14 protein-coding genes are annotated in these 17,175 nt (G+C 30.9%); 5 read left to right on the top strand and 9 right to left on the bottom strand.

All coding sequences use genetic code 11. The features are described 5' to 3' along the window. Positions 1-102: 102 nt before the first annotated feature. From DUT90_RS02840 to DUT90_RS02825, 3 genes are all read left to right on the top strand, one after another. Positions 103-465, top strand: a complete 363-nt coding sequence (locus tag DUT90_RS02840) for a DUF2237 family protein (RefSeq protein ID WP_114425209.1) — start codon at positions 103-105, stop codon at positions 463-465. A gap of 339 nt (positions 466-804) precedes the next feature. Then, positions 805-954 (top strand): LytTR family transcriptional regulator DNA-binding domain-containing protein, encoded by a 150-nt coding sequence (locus DUT90_RS13550; protein ID WP_114425622.1) that lies wholly within the window; start codon positions 805-807, stop codon positions 952-954. A gap of 67 nt (positions 955-1,021) precedes the next feature. Further along, a complete protein-coding gene (locus DUT90_RS02825; protein ID WP_258848487.1) occupies positions 1,022-1,522 on the top strand; it encodes a hypothetical protein in 501 nt (166 codons plus the stop codon). Between the two features lie 82 nt (positions 1,523-1,604). Here DUT90_RS02825 and lepA read toward each other — a convergent pair whose 3' ends face one another. Next, positions 1,605-3,401 carry a translation elongation factor 4 gene (lepA, locus tag DUT90_RS02820; RefSeq protein WP_114425207.1) on the bottom strand — a complete coding sequence of 599 codons (1,797 nt, stop codon included), beginning with the start codon at positions 3,399-3,401 and terminating at the stop codon, positions 1,605-1,607. 239 nt (positions 3,402-3,640) lie between these two features. On the opposite strand from lepA, the gene DUT90_RS02815 reads away from it, so the two are divergent. Continuing rightward, on the top strand, positions 3,641-4,864 hold the full coding sequence (locus tag DUT90_RS02815; protein WP_114425206.1) for a M20/M25/M40 family metallo-hydrolase: 1,224 nt from the start codon (positions 3,641-3,643) through the stop codon (positions 4,862-4,864). 127 nt (positions 4,865-4,991) lie between these two features. Continuing rightward, positions 4,992-5,990, top strand: coding sequence for a tRNA dihydrouridine synthase DusB (dusB, locus tag DUT90_RS02810; protein WP_114425205.1), 999 nt, complete (start codon positions 4,992-4,994; stop codon positions 5,988-5,990). Between the two features lie 7 nt (positions 5,991-5,997). Here the strand turns inward: dusB and DUT90_RS02805 are convergent, their stop codons facing one another. The 8 genes from DUT90_RS02805 to DUT90_RS02770 form a co-directional block, all read right to left on the bottom strand. Beyond that, complete coding sequence (locus DUT90_RS02805; protein ID WP_114425204.1) at positions 5,998-7,200, bottom strand: ABC transporter permease; 1,203 nt, start codon at positions 7,198-7,200, stop codon at positions 5,998-6,000. A 9-nt stretch (positions 7,201-7,209) separates the two neighbouring features. Continuing rightward, the gene (gene rbfA / locus DUT90_RS02800) at positions 7,210-7,605 is read right to left on the bottom strand and encodes a 30S ribosome-binding factor RbfA (RefSeq protein WP_114425203.1); all 396 of its coding nucleotides are present in this window, start codon (positions 7,603-7,605) and stop codon (positions 7,210-7,212) included. Positions 7,606-7,688: 83 nt separating this feature from the next. Beyond that, positions 7,689-7,982 (bottom strand): F0F1 ATP synthase subunit epsilon, encoded by a 294-nt coding sequence (locus DUT90_RS02795; RefSeq protein ID WP_114425202.1) that lies wholly within the window; start codon positions 7,980-7,982, stop codon positions 7,689-7,691. Between the two features lie 46 nt (positions 7,983-8,028). Continuing rightward, positions 8,029-9,537: a F0F1 ATP synthase subunit beta gene (atpD, locus tag DUT90_RS02790; protein ID WP_114425201.1), complete on the bottom strand. Its 1,509-nt coding sequence runs from the start codon at positions 9,535-9,537 to the stop codon at positions 8,029-8,031. A 181-nt stretch (positions 9,538-9,718) separates the two neighbouring features. After that, positions 9,719-11,074, bottom strand: a complete 1,356-nt coding sequence (locus DUT90_RS02785; RefSeq protein WP_114425200.1) for an OmpA family protein — start codon at positions 11,072-11,074, stop codon at positions 9,719-9,721. Between the two features lie 232 nt (positions 11,075-11,306). Then, positions 11,307-12,662: an OmpA family protein gene (locus DUT90_RS02780; protein WP_114425199.1), complete on the bottom strand. Its 1,356-nt coding sequence runs from the start codon at positions 12,660-12,662 to the stop codon at positions 11,307-11,309. Between the two features lie 102 nt (positions 12,663-12,764). Continuing rightward, the gene (kbl, locus tag DUT90_RS02775) at positions 12,765-13,958 is read right to left on the bottom strand and encodes a glycine C-acetyltransferase (RefSeq protein ID WP_114425198.1); all 1,194 of its coding nucleotides are present in this window, start codon (positions 13,956-13,958) and stop codon (positions 12,765-12,767) included. A gap of 48 nt (positions 13,959-14,006) precedes the next feature. Beyond that, positions 14,007-17,132 (bottom strand): exodeoxyribonuclease V subunit beta, encoded by a 3,126-nt coding sequence (locus DUT90_RS02770; protein WP_114425197.1) that lies wholly within the window; start codon positions 17,130-17,132, stop codon positions 14,007-14,009. Between the last annotated feature and the right edge of the window lie 43 nt (positions 17,133-17,175).

The following is a 17,175-nucleotide window of genomic DNA, read 5'->3' as shown; positions in this document are numbered from 1 at the left end:
CTAAACTTATAACACATATAAAGCTTCAATATAATCGAAGCTTTTTTTACAACTGTACATAACGTTTTGTATCTTTAACAAAATAATTAAGTCGTATTTTTTTTGGAATTAAACGTACTAAATACTCCCTTACAATGTTGTTGCTCTTCACCAGCTACAGGCTACTTTAGAGATGGTTTTTGTAGAACTACTAAAACAGATTATGGCACGCACACCGTGTGCGCAATAGTTACCAAAGAATTTTTAGAATATTCTGCTTCTAAGGGTAATGTTTTAACGACTCCTATACCTCATTGGAATTTCCCAGGATTACAACCTGGTGACAAATGGTGCCTTTGCATATCTAGATGGCTTGAAGCAGAAAAAGCAGGGAAAGCACCTTACATTATTCTTGAAGCTACCCACATAAAATCTTTACAATACACTTCTTTAAAGGTTTTAAAGCAATATACTTACCCTATATAACTCACAAATGGAATCTTACCTGAATGATATATAACTATCTCTCTTTTGATTGATTTTGGTTTGGTTGTTTTAAATATGGATGGTACAACTTATTATTTATCTTGGTTTCTTATACTAAGAAAATTTAATTGTTTGGCATAAAAAATACACTACATATTATCGCCTTGTTTATTGTTCTATTTTTATGGGTATTTACTTTTATTTATTTTTTGCTCCTCTTCATTTTAAAATCTCTGATGGTAAATCTGATAAAAAGTTGCTTGAGATATTGGTTTTAAGAAATTGGATTAGAACTGTGCTTTGATCTTTACTACTGTTTCTTCATTTATTTAACAATTCATTTTTAAAATACATAGAAGTAAAATTATAAATATTGATTTTATAAAAAATATAAAATCTCATTTTAAAAACAGACTATTAATTACAATTAAAAACTATACAGAAAAGGTAATGACAAGTTCTTCAACAACTTCTGAATTTAGAAAATGATTAGAAAACTAAGTAATACTGTAAGTTTTTTCTTTCTAAAACGACTCTTTTTTTAAAATCAACCATTATGAAAAAATCACTTCTCATTCTTATTATTTTTTGCACCTTTCAAAATATCGTAAGTCAAAACATGAGTATAGACAAACTAAACACAATGTATCTTACTGTTAGTGACAGTATTGTAAGCAATAAAAGTCAATGGCGTTTTAAAATTAAAGATGTGTTTTTTATTAGCATTGCAGATTCTACTCATAATAGAATGCGAATTATGTCTCCAATATCTGATAGTGATGCTTTAGACGACAAGTTAAAAGAAGCCTCATTAATTGCCAATTTTCACACTGCTTTAGATGTTAAATACGCTATTTCTGACAATGTTTTATGGTGTGTATATATACACCCTTTAAAAGAACTAACAGAAGAACAAGTTTTAGATGCCATAAGCCAAGTATATTATGGTAGTATTAATTTTGGGACAACGTTTTCAAGTACATCTTTAGTCTTTCCAGGAAAAAAGCCCATAAAAGAACAACCTAAAAAAAAAGAAACGCTATTACAGAAAATTTAAGAATTTAGAGAGTAAAATTCTACTAAAAAACCTTTTTGATCTCTCAAAAAGGTTTTTTTATGTTATTTGATTTTAGAAAAATTTAATCATTTAACTTTAAAACTGCCATAAACGCTTCTTGCGGAATTTCTACATTACCAACTTGACGCATTCTCTTTTTACCCTTTTTCTGTTTTTCTAATAATTTACGCTTTCTAGAAATATCACCTCCATAACATTTTGCAGTTACGTCTTTACGTAAAGCTTTTGTTGTTTCTCTAGCTATAATTTTAGCTCCAATTGCAGCTTGTATAGGAATATCAAACTGTTGTCTTGGTATTAACGTTTTTAACTTTTCAACAATCTTTTTTCCTATGGTGTATGCATTATCTGCATGTAAAAGAGCAGAAAGTGCATCTACTGTTTGTCCGTTTAATAAAATATCTACCCTAACCAATTTAGAGGTTTGCATACCTATGGGGTGATAATCAAAAGAAGCATATCCTTTAGAAACAGTTTTTAATCTATCGTAAAAGTCAAATACAATTTCTGCCAAAGGCATATCAAAGATCAACTCAACTCTTTGTGTAGTTAAATACGTTTGATTTACAATTTGACCACGTTTTTCAATACACAAGCTCATTACTTGACCCACAAAATCAGATTTTGTAATGATTGAAGCTTTGATAAAAGGTTCTTCTACTCTATTTAATTTTGATGGTTCTGGTAAATCAGAAGGATTGTTTACTATAACAACTTCATCTGGGTTTTTATTGGTAAATGCGTGATACGATACGTTAGGCACTGTAGTAATTACAGTCATATTAAACTCACGTTCTAAACGCTCTTGAATGATTTCCATATGCAACATTCCTAAGAATCCACATCGAAAACCAAACCCTAATGCTGCCGAACTTTCTGGTTGAAACACCAAAGAAGCATCATTTAATTGTAATTTTTCCATAGAGTTACGCAACTCTTCGTAATCTTCTGTATCTACAGGATAAATTCCTGCAAAAACCATAGGCTTTACATCTTCAAAACCATCAATACTATCTGTTGTTGGGTTCTCAAAATCTGTAATTGTATCACCTACTTTTACTTCTTTTGCAGCTTTAATTCCTGTAATTAAATATCCAACGTCGCCAGTTTTTATTTCTTTTTTAACAACTTGTTCTAGCTTTAAGGTTCCAACTTCATCAGCTCCATATTCTTTGCCAGTTGCCATAAACTTTATTAGTTGATTCTTTTTAATAGAACCATCTATCACTCTAAAATAAGTTTCTATTCCTCGGTAAGAATTGTAGACCGAATCAAAAATTAAAGCTTTTAACGGCGCATCAGGGTTTCCTTTTGGTGCAGGAACGCGTTCTATAATAGCTTTTAAAATATTGTCTACACCAAAACCTGTTTTTCCACTGGCATGTATAACTTCTTCTGCTTCACAGCCTAATAAATCTACAATATCATCAGTTACTTCTTCTGGATTTGCTGATGGCAAATCTACTTTATTTAACACAGGAATAATTTCTAAATCATTTTCTAATGCCAAATATAAATTAGAAATAGTTTGTGCTTGTATGCTTTGTGCTGCATCTACAATTAGCAATGCACCTTCACAGGCTGCAATTGAACGTGAAACCTCGTAAGAGAAATCTACGTGACCTGGAGTGTCAATTAAATTTAAAATATACTCTTCCCCTTCAAAAACATAATCCATCTGTATGGCATGACTTTTAATGGTAATTCCACGCTCACGCTCTAAATCCATATTATCTAATAACTGATTTTGCTTTTCGCGCTCAGTTACAGAACCTGTATAATCTAACAATCTATCTGCTAACGTACTTTTACCATGATCTATGTGTGCGATAATGCAAAAGTTTCTAATATTCTTCATTCGTTTATATACTTCTTTTTTATCTCAACAAATATACTTCAATTAATTGAGCTTTTATTCAAAAAATAAGAAGCTGAGTATCAATATTATTGTCATAATAAGACATAAAAAATCTATCTTTCCTTTTTTTATTATTTTTACTAAAAAATAAATAATTTGATGTTTTTTTAATAAAATCATAAACTGTCTTCATCCGTTTTTAACCATACAATATAAATGTATAAAAACTCTAAGCTTCTATGAAAAAAGTACTATTGTTATCTATATGCTACGCCTTTATACATTGTAATTCTAATATCAACCCAAAAAATAAAATACAAGATGACGTTATTTTTTTAGCTTCTGACGATTTGGAAGGAAGACAAACAGGTACAAAAGGGGAAAAAATAGCTGCAAATTATATTTCTAATCGATTTATTCAATTAGGTTTATCTCCAAAAGGAACTGATGGGTATTTACAGCCATTTTCTTTTAAGTCAAAAACGAATCCGCATGAAGAAATAAAGTTTACTGAAAATGGAGATGGAAGAATTACAGGAAATAATGTAATCGGTTTTTTAGACAATACCGCAGAAAATACTATTGTTATTGGAGCACATTATGATCATTTAGGTTATGGAGGTGAAGGATCTTTATATAAAGACTCTATCAAAGCTGTACATAATGGTGCTGATGATAATGCGTCTGGAGTTGCAGTAATGTTACATTTAGCAACAATATTAAAAGACAAAAACACGAATAACAATTATCTTTTTATAGCTTTTTCTGGAGAAGAAATGGGTCTTTTGGGTTCTAACTATTTTGTGAAAAATCCAACAATTGATACCAAAAAAATATCGTACATGATTAATATGGATATGGTAGGGCGTATGAAAAAAGATACTACTTTAGCGGTTTACGGAACTGGAACTTCGCCAAGTTTTAAGCAAGTTTTAAAATCTCATAACGATAATTTTAAATTGATTCAGAATGAATCTGGTGTTGGCCCTTCTGATCACACTTCTTTTTATTTAGCAGATATTCCTGTATTGCATTTTTTTACAGGGCAACATGAAGATTATCATAAACCTAGCGATGATGCAGAAAAATTGAATTACGAGGGAATGGAGTTAATATCTGATTATATTTTTGATATTATTTCTAATTTAAATAATCAGAAAAAACTTGCGTTTAGAAAAACCAAAAATGAAAGCGAAAACACACCAAGATTTAAAGTTGGTCTGGGTGTAATTCCTGATTATCTTTTTGATGGAAAAGGAATGCGTATTGATGGTATCTCTGAAAACAAACCTGCACAAAAAGCTGGACTTACAAAAGGTGATATTGTCATAAAACTTGGTGATAGTTTGGTTGTAAATATGATGAGTTATATGCGTGCATTATCTGTTTTTGATAAAGGAGATACTACAAAAGTAATCGTAAAACGTGATGAAAAAGAGGTTGAGAAAGAAATTAATTTTTAAAAATATAAAAATACTCCACAATAATCTACTAATCTTAAAATACACTCTTCACATAATGATTATTTATGATTTTAAGGATATTGGTTTATAAGCAATAAAAAAGTTATTTTTGCACAAAATTAGATTTTTGGTAAAAATAGACAATATAGAACTTCCTGACTTTCCATTATTACTTGCACCTATGGAAGATGTTTCTGACCCTCCGTTTAGAGCGTTGTGTAAAGAAAACGGTGCAGATGTTGTGTATACAGAGTTCATATCTTCAGAAGGTTTAATAAGAGATGCTGCTAAAAGCGTCATGAAATTAGACATTTACGAAAAAGAACGTCCTGTTGGTATTCAAATATTTGGAGCCAATTTAGAATCGATGTTAAAATCTGTAGAAATTGTTGAAAAAACCAAACCAGATATTATTGACATCAACTTTGGTTGTCCTGTAAAAAAAGTAGTTTCAAAAGGAGCTGGGGCAGGAATTTTAAAAGACATAGATTTAATGGTTTCGCTTACAGAAGCCATGGTAAAGCACACCAATTTGCCCATTACGGTTAAAACACGTTTGGGTTGGGATCATGACTCTATAAAAATAGTTGAAGTTGCAGAACGTTTACAAGATGTAGGGTGTAAAGCTATTTCTATACATGGTAGAACACGAGCGCAAATGTATAAAGGTGATGCAGATTGGAAACCAATAGCAGCTGTTAAAAATAACCCAAGAATGCATATTCCTGTTTTTGGAAATGGAGATGTTACAACTCCTGAAAAAGCTATGGAAATGCGTGATAAATATGGTTTAGATGGTGCTATGATTGGTAGAGCCTCTATTGGATATCCATGGTTTTTTAATGAAATAAAACACTTCTTTAAAACAGGAGAACATCTACCAAAACCTACAATTGTAGAGAGAACAGAAATGGCAAGACGTCATTTACAAATGGCTATTGACTGGAAAGGTGAACGTTTAGGTGTTGTAGAAACTAGAAGACATTATACCAATTACTTTAAAGGGATTCCGCATTTTAAAGAGTATAGAACTAAAATGGTTACTTCTGATGATCCTAAAGATGTGTTTGATGTTTTTAAAGAGGTTGAAACCAAATTTGGCAACACCCTTATTACAGAAATATAGTTAACAGTTAACGCTCTATAAATTCTTTTGATATTCTGCTACTCGCTACTTTTGAAGCTACATATCCTAGAATAATTATAGTTAACATTACTATCAACAAGTTAAAAAATGTAAACTCTACAGGGTAAGGTAAGTTTTGAGTTATCATAAATAACCCAAATTGTTTTTGTAATAAAACTAAGATTATTCCTAAAATCAAACCAACTACCATTCCTAAAACCGTAAGCAAAAATCCTTGAAACACAAAAATATTTTTAATTTCCTTTACAGAAGTTCCTAAACTATGTAGCGTTTTTAAATTGCTCTTTTTATCAATTATCATCATAATAATAGCACCAATAAGATTAAATAACGCTATAATAATGATGAGTGTAAAGATTAAGTAAATTACAAATGTTTCCGTATTTAATACCTTAAAATAAACTTCGTTTAATTGTTCTTTGGTTTGTACTTTAAAATCTTTACCTAATAGTTTTTGCAGTTCACTAGAAACATCATCATTCTTTGTTTTGGCTGCTAATTTAAGTTCTATACCTGTAACTTCATTCGCTTTATACCGTAACAGTCTTCTAGCATCATCAATTTGAACAAAAATGAATCTATTTGTGAATTCTTCAGTACCCGAATAAACACCTGTAATTTGGGTATCTAGTGTATAAAACGCATTAGATGGATTTATAAAACCTTTGCCTGGTTTAGGAATCATTATAGATAAAGGTTCTCCAAAATTTAAAATTCCAAGAGATAATTTCCTTGAAATACCTTCACCAATAACAGCAGTGCTTTGAAATTTTTTATCTAGCCAAGTCCCAATCGTTACGGCAGAATCAATTTTGGTAACATTAGTATAATTTTCATCTACACCTTTAATAAAAGCAATTTCGTTTTTGTCTTTGTATTCTAGAAAAACGCGTTCTTCAATTACTTTTGTATTTTCTTTGATATCAACATTTTTATCTAATAGAGATTGTATATTATTATTTAATAAAAAGCTTTTCCCTTTTAATGAAGTAATTTTTATATCAGGATCAGAAATATCTAATAGATTATAACTAAATGTTCTTAAACCAGATAAACCAGATAGTACTATAAAAAGTGCTAGAGTACCCACAATAACACCAAAAGATGCTATAATAGTAATAATATTAATAGCATTGTTACTTGTTTTAGAAAACAAGTATCTTTTGGCTATGTAAAGAGAAAACTTCAAAAAAAGAAACTATTTTTTTTGTCTTTTGGGCAATATTTCTGGATTTAATATAGGGTTTTCATCTTTTCCTTGAAGCGAATTATCTATCTCTTCATTATAATCTAAAGTATCATCTCCAAAAAAAAGTAATTCAGGCATTCTACGCAATTGGTTTCTAGTTCTAGATGCCATTTCATGACGTATTAAGACTGTATTAGATTGCACACCTTTAATAATGACATCTCTTTTATCTGATGGAAAAACGCTCAAGTATACCTTAGCAACTCCTAAATCTGAAGTAACAGTAACTTTAGATACAGATATAATAACACCTTTCATACCATTTTGAGCTGCTTTCTGTAAAACATCTACTAAGTCTTTTTGCAAAACACCTGCAATTTTACGTTGTCTGTTTGTTTCTTCCATAAAGTAAATTTACAATTTTTTTAAAACAAAAAATCTCAAAATGTAAAATACACTTTGAGATTTTTTAGTATTTATATGAATTATTAATCAGCTAAAATAATAGCTTTATTATCATTTAATTCTAAGGTACCAGAATTTATAGCTAAAGTTAACACTTTATCATCATCTTCATGAGGCACTAATTTTCCATGTAAATCATCTAACTCTATACTAGATTGAGAATGAATATGAATTTTAACGGTACCTTCTTTTAAATTAGAAACAATTGGTGCATGATTGTTTAGCATTTGAAACTCTCCATTTACTCCAGGTACAAATATAGAATCTACTTCTGATGAAAATAAGATAGCTTCTGGTGTTACGATTTCTAAGTACATCTTTAATACTTTATAGCTTTAAGTTTTTTAAACTTTAAGCGGTTAATTATGCTTCTGCTAACATTTTTTCTCCAGCATCAATTGCATCTTGAATTGATCCTCTTAAGTTAAATGCAGCTTCAGGATACTTATCTAACTCACCATCCATAATCATATTAAATCCTTTAATTGTGTCTTTAATATCTACCAAAACACCAGGTATACCAGTAAATTGTTCTGCTACGTGAAAAGGTTGAGATAAGAAGCGTTGTACACGTCTTGCTCTATGAACTACTAACTTATCTTCTTCAGATAATTCTTCCATACCTAAAATGGCAATGATATCTTGTAACTCCTTATAACGTTGTAAAATTTCTTTTACTCTCTGAGCACAATCGTAATGATCATCTCCTAAAATATCAGCAGTTAAAATTCTTGAAGTAGAATCTAATGGATCTACAGCAGGATATATACCTAACTCAGCAATTTTACGAGATAATACTGTTGTAGCATCTAAATGCGCAAAAGTTGTAGCAGGTGCTGGATCTGTTAAATCATCTGCAGGTACATAAACTGCTTGTACAGATGTAATAGAACCTTTTTTAGTTGATGTAATACGTTCTTGCATTGCACCCATTTCTGTTGCTAAAGTTGGTTGATAACCTACTGCAGAAGGCATACGTCCTAAAAGTGCTGAAACCTCTGAACCTGCCTGAGTAAATCTAAAAATGTTATCTACAAAGAAAAGTACATCTTTACCTTGAGCTTCTCCGGCACCGTCTCTGAAATATTCAGCAATTGTTAAACCTGATAAAGCAACTCTAGCACGTGCTCCAGGAGGCTCATTCATTTGTCCAAATACAAAAGTCGCTTTAGAATCTCTCATTCCTGGTTTGTCAACTTTAGATAAATCCCATCCTCCTTCTTCCATAGAATGCATAAAATCATCACCATATTTGATAATTCCTGATTCTAACATCTCTCTTAATAAATCATTTCCTTCACGAGTTCTTTCTCCAACTCCTGCAAAAACTGATAAACCACCATGTCCTTTTGCAATGTTGTTAATTAACTCTTGTATTAAAACTGTTTTACCTACTCCTGCTCCACCAAATAATCCAATTTTACCTCCTTTTGCATACGGCTCAATTAAATCAATAACTTTAATCCCTGTAAATAAAACTTCTGTAGATACAGATAAATCTTCAAACTTAGGTGCTGTTCTATGAATTGGCAAACCATCTTTACCTTCTTTCTTTAAATTACCAAGACCATCAATAGCGTCTCCTGTAACGTTAAATAAACGTCCGTAAATATCATTACCTATTGGCATTTGAATTGGGTTTCCTGTAGCAATTACTTCTACTCCTCTACTTAAACCATCAGTAGCATCCATAGAAATAGTTCTAACGGTATCTTCACCTATGTGCTGTTGAACTTCTAGAACTAAAGTAGAACCGTCAGATTTTTTTATTTCTAACGAATCGTAGATTTGAGGCAACTCATTTTCTGTATTGAATTCAACATCAATTACTGGTCCAATAATTTGAGAAACTTTACCTGTTGTTGTAGACATTATGTATCTAATTATAGTTATTATATTATTAACGAAATTTTACGTCTCGTTTTCAGGATGCAAAGGTAATTTTTTGATTAGAATTAAAAAAGTTTTTTTTGGTTAAAAGTTATATTGTAAAAAAACAAAAATGCCTTATCAATTATGATAAGGCATTTTATAATTTGTTTTACTGCTACTCTTAGTTAGTAACTTTAACTTCTACTCTTCTGTTTTTAGCTCTTCCTGCTCTAGTTGCATTAGTAGCTATTGGAGACTCAATACCATAACCTTTAGATTCTAATCTTGATGCATCAACACCTTTTTTAATTAAGTATTTCATAACAACATTAGCTCTTCTTTCTGATAACTTTAAGTTATAAGACGCAGCTCCAGTATTATCTGTATATCCTTTGATAAGGAAATTAGCTTTTGGGAATTCTTTCATAATCTGAGCCATTCCATCTAATTGCTTAGTTACTCCTGGCTTAAAGCTAGTTCTATTAGAGTTAAACAATATTGCCTTTGCAAAAGTATCAACTCCCATTTTAGCAGTATTACTAATTACTTTTTCAGGACATCCCATTTCAGAAGCAACACCTGCTTCGTTTGGACATTTGTCATCTTTATCTAATACACCATCTCCATCTGTATCTGGCCAAGGACAACCTGCATTTGCAGAAGGACCAGCAACAGATACACACTTATCATCTTTATCTACAGTACCATCTCCATCTGTATCAGGACAACCTTTGTTTGCTTTAGTTCCTTTAGCATTTGGACACATATCATCATTATCTGCAACACCATCTCCGTCAGAGTCAGGACAACCATTCATAGCTGCTAAACCTGCTACATTAGGACAAGCATCATCAGAATCTTTGATTCCGTCACCGTCTGCATCAGGACAACCATTAAATTCTTTTAAACCTGCAACTTCTGGACAAGCATCATTTTTATCATAAACACCATCACCATCTGTATCTGTTCCACCAAATTTAACAACTAATCCAAGAGCTGTTTGGTAGTGAGACCCAACATTGTCTGCAAAACCTATTTTTGTTCCTGTTTGAAAGTTTAATCCTAAATTGTTATTCAACCAAGCATTGAACCCTACTCCAACATTGGCCATTAATTCACCTTCAGAATCAAGAGATGTATATCCTCCACCTGCATAAACAAAAGGATCAAACCATGCTGTTTCACCAATTAAGTTATTTAAATCATACTTTACAATCGCATCTACAGCCCAGTATAAAAAGTCTGAATCGTTTTCTGCTCTGATTGTTTCAATTTTGTTTAAAGATCCTGCCAATTGTATAGAAAAACCTTTTTCAATATATTTCTCAGCAGAAATTCTAGATATTGAAGGTAAGATATTCCAGTCTTGATTACCTAATAAATCTTTTACTTGATCTGTAAAGTCTGATCCGTTATAGAAATCTACAACATTAACACCAAAACCTACAGCCCATGGGTTGTTTTCATCCTGTGCGCTTACGCTACTAATTGTTACCAACGTAAACAAAGCTATCACAGCTAATTTTAATCGTTTCATTATCAAATTTTTAAATTAAAAGTTCGTTATTATTAGTAGCAAAAGTAAGTAATTAATTTTTTCTATAGAATAAAAACTCTATTTTTTTGAAATTTAGACCTTATCGCGTTTTAAAATACCTCACTTCTATCGTTTAAAAGCTGCATTGCTAACTTTCAAATAGATTAGCGTATAAACGAAAAAAACTAGTTTAGAATTATCTAAACTAGTTTTTTAAAAAAAATGTTATAGTTTAATTTAATGAAAGTTTAATTTCAACTCTTCTATTTTCTTTTCTTCCTTTTGCTGTAGTATTGGTTGCTACAGGTTTTGTTTCTCCAAAATATTTTGACTGAAGTCTTGAAGAATCTATTCCTTTTCTAATCATATAATCTCTAACTGTATTTGCTCTATCTTTAGACAAGTCGTAATTATATGTTTCTGTACCTATACTATCCGTATGACCTTCTAACAATAAAATTACATTTTTATTCTCTTTCATTGCTTTCACAATTTCATCAAGTTTCTTGGTACTACCTGGTTTGAATATTTTTTTATCAAATTCAAAATAAACTTCATTTTCAAAATCTTCTGCATTAGCATCACCTAATTTTCCTCCTGCTGGACATCCCATTTCAGATGCAACTCCAGCCTTATTTGGACATTTGTCATCTTTATCTAATACACCATCACCATCTGTGTCTGGCCAAGGACAACCTGTATTTGCAGAAGGGCCAGCAACAGACACACATTTATCATTCTTGTCTAAAACACCATCTCCGTCTGCATCAGGACATCCTTTATTTGCTTTTGTTCCTTTAGCATTAGGACACATATCATTATTATCTGCAATACCGTCTCCATCTGAATCTGGACAACCATTCATTGCTGCTAAACCTGCTACATTAGGGCACGCATCATCTGAATCTTTAATTCCATCTCCATCTGAATCTGGGCAACCTTTAAACACTTTTAATCCTGGTACGTTTGGACATTCATCTAATTTATCACTTATACCGTCTCCATCTGAATCTTTAGCCCCAAAACGTATTACCAAGCCTAATGCATTTTGATAATGCGCATTTACTTTATCTGCAAAACCTGCTTTAGTACCGTGTTGAAAATTTATACCCAATTTTTCATTAATCCAGATATTGAAGCCTACACCCCCATTTAACAATACTTCTCCAACACCGTCTAGTGAAGTGTAACCACCACCTAAATAGACATAAGGATCAAACCAACCTGTCTCTCCAAACAGATAATTTAAATCGTATTTTGCAATAGCATCAACAGCCCAATAAAAAAAATCTGAATCATTTTCTGCTTGAACTGTTGTTATTTCATTCAAACTTCCAGCTAACTGAACAGAAAATCCATTTTTTATGTATCTATCTACTGAAATTCTTGAAATAGCAGGTAAAATGTTCCAATCAGAATTACCTAATAAATCTTTTAATTGATCCGTAAAATCATCAGGATTGCTATAAATATCTACAGAGTTTACTCCAAAACCAACAACCCAAGGATTGTTTTCGTCTTGAGCATTGATATGGAAAACTGTTGTTAAAAAAAACACTACTGAAAAAAGTAATTTTAAATATTTCATATTATAGTTATTTGAATTAATCTTTGTTAGTGAAACAAAAATACCATCTTAAACCTATATTTCATGAAGTTTTATAAAATTTTTAAGTTTTTTAACAAAACACTAAACAATTTTCAACTCTTTACCCACTTTAACAAATGCTCTGATAGCATTGTCTAAGTGTTCTTTAGTATGAGCTGCAGACAACTGTACTCTTATTCTCGCTTTTTCTTCAGGAACTACCGGAAAAAAGAAACCTATGACATAAATGCCTTCTTCTAAGAGTTTGTCTGCCATAACTTGAGAGAGCTTAGCATCATACAACATTACAGGAACAATAGCTGCATCTGCCCCAACCAAATCAAAACCTGCTTTTTCCATTTCTGTTCTAAAATAACTTGTATTCCATTCCAATGAGTCTCTTAAACTAGTGTCGTTAGAAATCAAGTCAAACACTTTTAGGGAAGCTCCCACTATTGCTGGTGCTAAAGAGTTAGAAAATAAATAAGGTCTAGAACGTTGGCGTAAAATTTCAATAATTTCCTTTTTACCTGTGGTATACCCTCCCATTGCGCCTCCTAATGCTTTCCCTAATGTTCCTGTAATAATATCAACTCTATCCATCACATTTTTTAGTTCAACTGTTCCCCTGCCCGTTTTACCTATAAAACCAGTAGCATGACACTCATCAACCATAACCAGTGCGTCGTATTTATCTGCCAAGTCACAAATTTCATCTAGTTTAGCAACAATTCCATCCATTGAAAAAACACCATCAGTTACAATAATTTTAAAGCGATGATTTTGTTTGTTTGCCTCAATTAATTGTTCTTCTAAAGAACTCATATCATTGTTATTATAGCGATAACGGGCTGCCTTACATAAACGCACTCCGTCTATTATTGAGGCGTGATTTAAACTGTCTGAAATAATAGCATCATCTTTTGTCAGTAGCGGTTCAAAAACGCCTCCGTTAGCATCAAAGCACGCTGCATATAGTATAGTATCTTCCGTATGATAAAAATCGGCAATTTTTTCTTCTAACTGCTTATGAATATCTTGAGTTCCGCAGATAAAACGAACCGAAGACATACCAAAACCATGAGAATCAATGGTGTCTTTAGCAGCTTGAATTACTTCTGGATGATTAGACAATCCTAAATAATTATTTGCACAAAAATTAATTACTTCTTCTCCTGTAGATGTCTTAATAACTGCATCTTGCGAAGAAGATATAATTCTTTCAGATTTATACAGTCCTGCTTCTTTTAGTTCTTGTAGTTCTTTTTTTAGGGTATCTTTAATTTTTCCGTACATTTTTTATCAATTTAAGAAAAACAAAGTTACAAAGTTTCTTTCTATTGATTAAACTTCAACAAGACGAATTTTATCATTTATGTAAACGAGTAATTTTTTTGAAACCTTAAAGTTCATTGCTTCTAAAACCTTAGCATATTTTAAAAGTTGCTGATGGTGTTCTTTAGAGGGCTTTCCTGTTTTATAATCTATAATAACAATTTCATCATCTATAAAAACCAAACGATCTGGAATAATAATTTGATTATCTACATCTACAATTTCTCTTTCATTGTATACAATTGCAGTGTTGGAAAAATAATTACTCAACCTAGGATGGTTTACAATATTATTGACAATATCTTTAATTTTTTTAAACTCATCATCATTAAAAAAACCTTGTTTATGATACTGTAAAATAACTTTATTTGCATCTTCTTTTCTAAAAACTTTAGCCAACATTTCATGTAATAAGTTACCAAAGTCTATTGCGTTACCTTGTTCTGTGTTCCACAATTTAGAAGAGTTTGCTAGTAGCACTAGATTGTGATCTTGCCAGGGAGTAGAAATAAAATCTTCTTGAACTTCTGCAATAATTTCTTTATTATCTTTTGCACTCATTCTATCCTTTTCTCCAAAATTGTATGTCAATACTTCATTATTCCACAGTTGTTTTTCTTTTAAATAATTGATAAAAACACCCGAATAAAAATTTGTATTTTCTTCTCCTTTTGTAGTTATTTTATACGCTGTAATAATATACAATTGTTCTACTGCTCTGGTTAGCGCAACATATAACATATTAAAACCGTCTAATTCTAACTCTTCTCTTTGCTGATTATAAATGGACAAACCTCTACTACTTACCAAACTCAAATCTTTATTAAAAGAGACCAAAAGTTCATTAAATTTTTCAAACTCATCGGGTAATTGATCTAACCAAACTTTTGGATTTATTTGACGATAAATATCTACATCATAAGGAAAAATTACCACTGGAAATTCTAATCCTTTAGATTTATGAATAGTCATTATTTGAACTGCATTTGCACTTTCTGGAGCAACAATGCTTAATTTATCTTTTTTAAGATCCCAAAAATCTAAAAAATCTAAAATGGTAGTTCCTTTTCGTTGTTGCTCTAAAACAACATCTAAAAAGAATTGAATGTAGGCATCTGAAGTATCTATGAGCTGAAAGCCTCTAATAATTTCTTCAATTTTCTCATAAAATGGTAATTGATAAAAAGTAAAAAGATTAAAAGTTACTTTATATTTTTTAAGTTGATGAAATAGAGATTCATTATCTAATTTTACATGATTTTGATAAAATTGATGCTTAGTTTCTTCAACATCTAAATGTTGGTATAAAAAAGATAAAATTTCAAACTGTGCTTCTTCGTCTGAAGGATTTTGAATAATCTGTAATACATCAATAATAAACTTAATTTTACTGCTATTTTGTAAAAGTAAAGTTTCTGAAGACACAATTGCAACTCCTTTTTCAGATAGGTAATTTGCAATTGCAATTCCGTCTTTTTTTGTTCTGGTTAACACGCAAATTTCATTCAGAAAAAAATCATTTTTAAGTTCATTGATTTTCTCCAAAACCATTTTTGGAAACTTTACGCTATCCTCTTCTTTATCTTCGTGTTTTTTTAAAAAATCTAAACTTACATAACCTCCTTTTTTAGCGTTTTCAAGTTGTTGGTTTCCTTCTAAAAATAAATTCTTATAAGATTCATTTTGAAAGAAATTTGCAGTGTGTTGAAAAAATGAGTTATTAAGGTGTATGATTTCAGAGTAGCTTCTAAAGTTGGTTTCTAAATGCTTAATTTCTTTATTTATAAAAAAAGGACTTTTGCCATCAGATCCTAAATCTATAAACTGTTCTGCTTTTCCTCCTCTCCATCTGTAAATAGCTTGCTTACCATCGCCAACCAATAGTAAGGTACTATTTTCTTGTGCCAAAGCATTATCTATTAGCGGAATTAGATTCTGCCATTGCAGTACAGAGGTATCTTGCATTTCATCAATAAAATAATGCTGAAAACGCTGCCCTATCCTTTCGTAAATAAATGGAGCTGGCTCATCTTTTATATGGTCGGAAATAAGTTGATTGAACTCTGCATTCAATCTTAAATTATTATCGGTTTTTATGATTTCTAATTCTTGATGGATATTGTTTAAAACAGCCAGTGGTATGATACTTTTTAGAGCGAGTTTATGCAATATAAATTGACCATATATCTCTTTTGCTTGTTCATAAAATGACACAATATCAGGAACAATATTTTCTATAGACTGCGCAATTGCATCTGGGGTTGACTTTGAATAATATTGATGATTTTGAATTGCTTTTGTTATTGTTTCACTTCGTGTTGTAAAGTTAAAATTGAAACCTTTTTGAGCAATATCTGCAAAGAACTTTGGTATGCTACCTCGCATAAAATCTTTGGGTTCTAAACTATTTTTGGTAAATAATTCCAAACAATTTGATCCTACATTTTGAAATGATGTTTGCAATTGTTTTTGATTGGCAAGAAGTTTTGTTTTTAAATTGGTAAAATCATCCAATTTTTTATCCGCCAACTCTCTAAAGTGTTTTACATCATCTTCATTTAAGAGTATTTTAGCAAACTCATTTAAATCTTTGGTAATATCCCAAGATTTATCATCATCTGTTTTATCTAAAGAATAATCAATTAAAAGGTTGGTAAGTTCTTTATCAGTTCCAATTTTTGAGATTAACACATCTACAGCTTCTTTGAGCAAAGAAATAGCATCCATTTCCACTTCAAAATTGAGTGACAATCCTAAATCATAAGCAAAGTTTTTTATAATTTTGTGGGTAAAACTATCAATTGTAGTAATTGAAAATGCTGAATAATTTTGCAAAATAGCATCTAAAATTTTACCACTTCTTTCTTTAATTATCTCTTTGTCTACTGCTATTTCTTGTAAAATAACTTGTTGCAAATCGTTTTCTTGTCCTTCTGCAAAATCTTCTAAATTTTGCAAAACTCGCTCTTTCATTTCACCTGCAGCTTTGTTGGTAAACGTAACTGCCAATATTTTTTGAAACGTATAAATATCTTCTGAAGTCAATAAAACTTTAAGATATTGTTTTACCAAAGTAAATGTTTTTCCACTTCCGGCAGAGGCATTATAAACTTGAAACGTAGATGGTTGTTGCACAGATTAATTTTATTGCAAAATAATCTTTTTAGAGGCAAAACAC

The organism is Polaribacter sp. WD7 (genome assembly GCF_003335085.1).
GTDB lineage: Bacteria > Bacteroidota > Bacteroidia > Flavobacteriales > Flavobacteriaceae > Polaribacter.
The sequence above is the reverse complement of the archived record's forward strand: the minus strand, read 5'-3'. Positions and strand labels throughout refer to the sequence as shown.

Excerpts from the sequence above, each read along its gene's own strand:
- DUT90_RS02795 (WP_114425202.1), bottom strand. The coding sequence starts at position 7,982 with ATGTACTTAGAAATCGTAACACCAGAAGCTATCTTATTTTCATCAGAA.
- atpD (WP_114425201.1), bottom strand. The coding sequence starts at position 9,537 with ATGTCTACAACAACAGGTAAAGTTTCTCAAATTATTGGACCAGTAATT.
- DUT90_RS02780 (WP_114425199.1), bottom strand. The coding sequence starts at position 12,662 with ATGAAATATTTAAAATTACTTTTTTCAGTAGTGTTTTTTTTAACAACA.
- DUT90_RS02815 (WP_114425206.1), top strand. The coding sequence starts at position 3,641 with ATGAAAAAAGTACTATTGTTATCTATATGCTACGCCTTTATACATTGT.
- kbl (WP_114425198.1), bottom strand. The coding sequence starts at position 13,958 with ATGTACGGAAAAATTAAAGATACCCTAAAAAAAGAACTACAAGAACTA.
- rbfA (WP_114425203.1), bottom strand. The coding sequence starts at position 7,605 with ATGGAAGAAACAAACAGACAACGTAAAATTGCAGGTGTTTTGCAAAAA.
- lepA (WP_114425207.1), bottom strand. The coding sequence starts at position 3,401 with ATGAAGAATATTAGAAACTTTTGCATTATCGCACACATAGATCATGGT.
- DUT90_RS02785 (WP_114425200.1), bottom strand. The coding sequence starts at position 11,074 with ATGAAACGATTAAAATTAGCTGTGATAGCTTTGTTTACGTTGGTAACA.
- DUT90_RS02825 (WP_258848487.1), top strand. The coding sequence starts at position 1,022 with ATGAAAAAATCACTTCTCATTCTTATTATTTTTTGCACCTTTCAAAAT.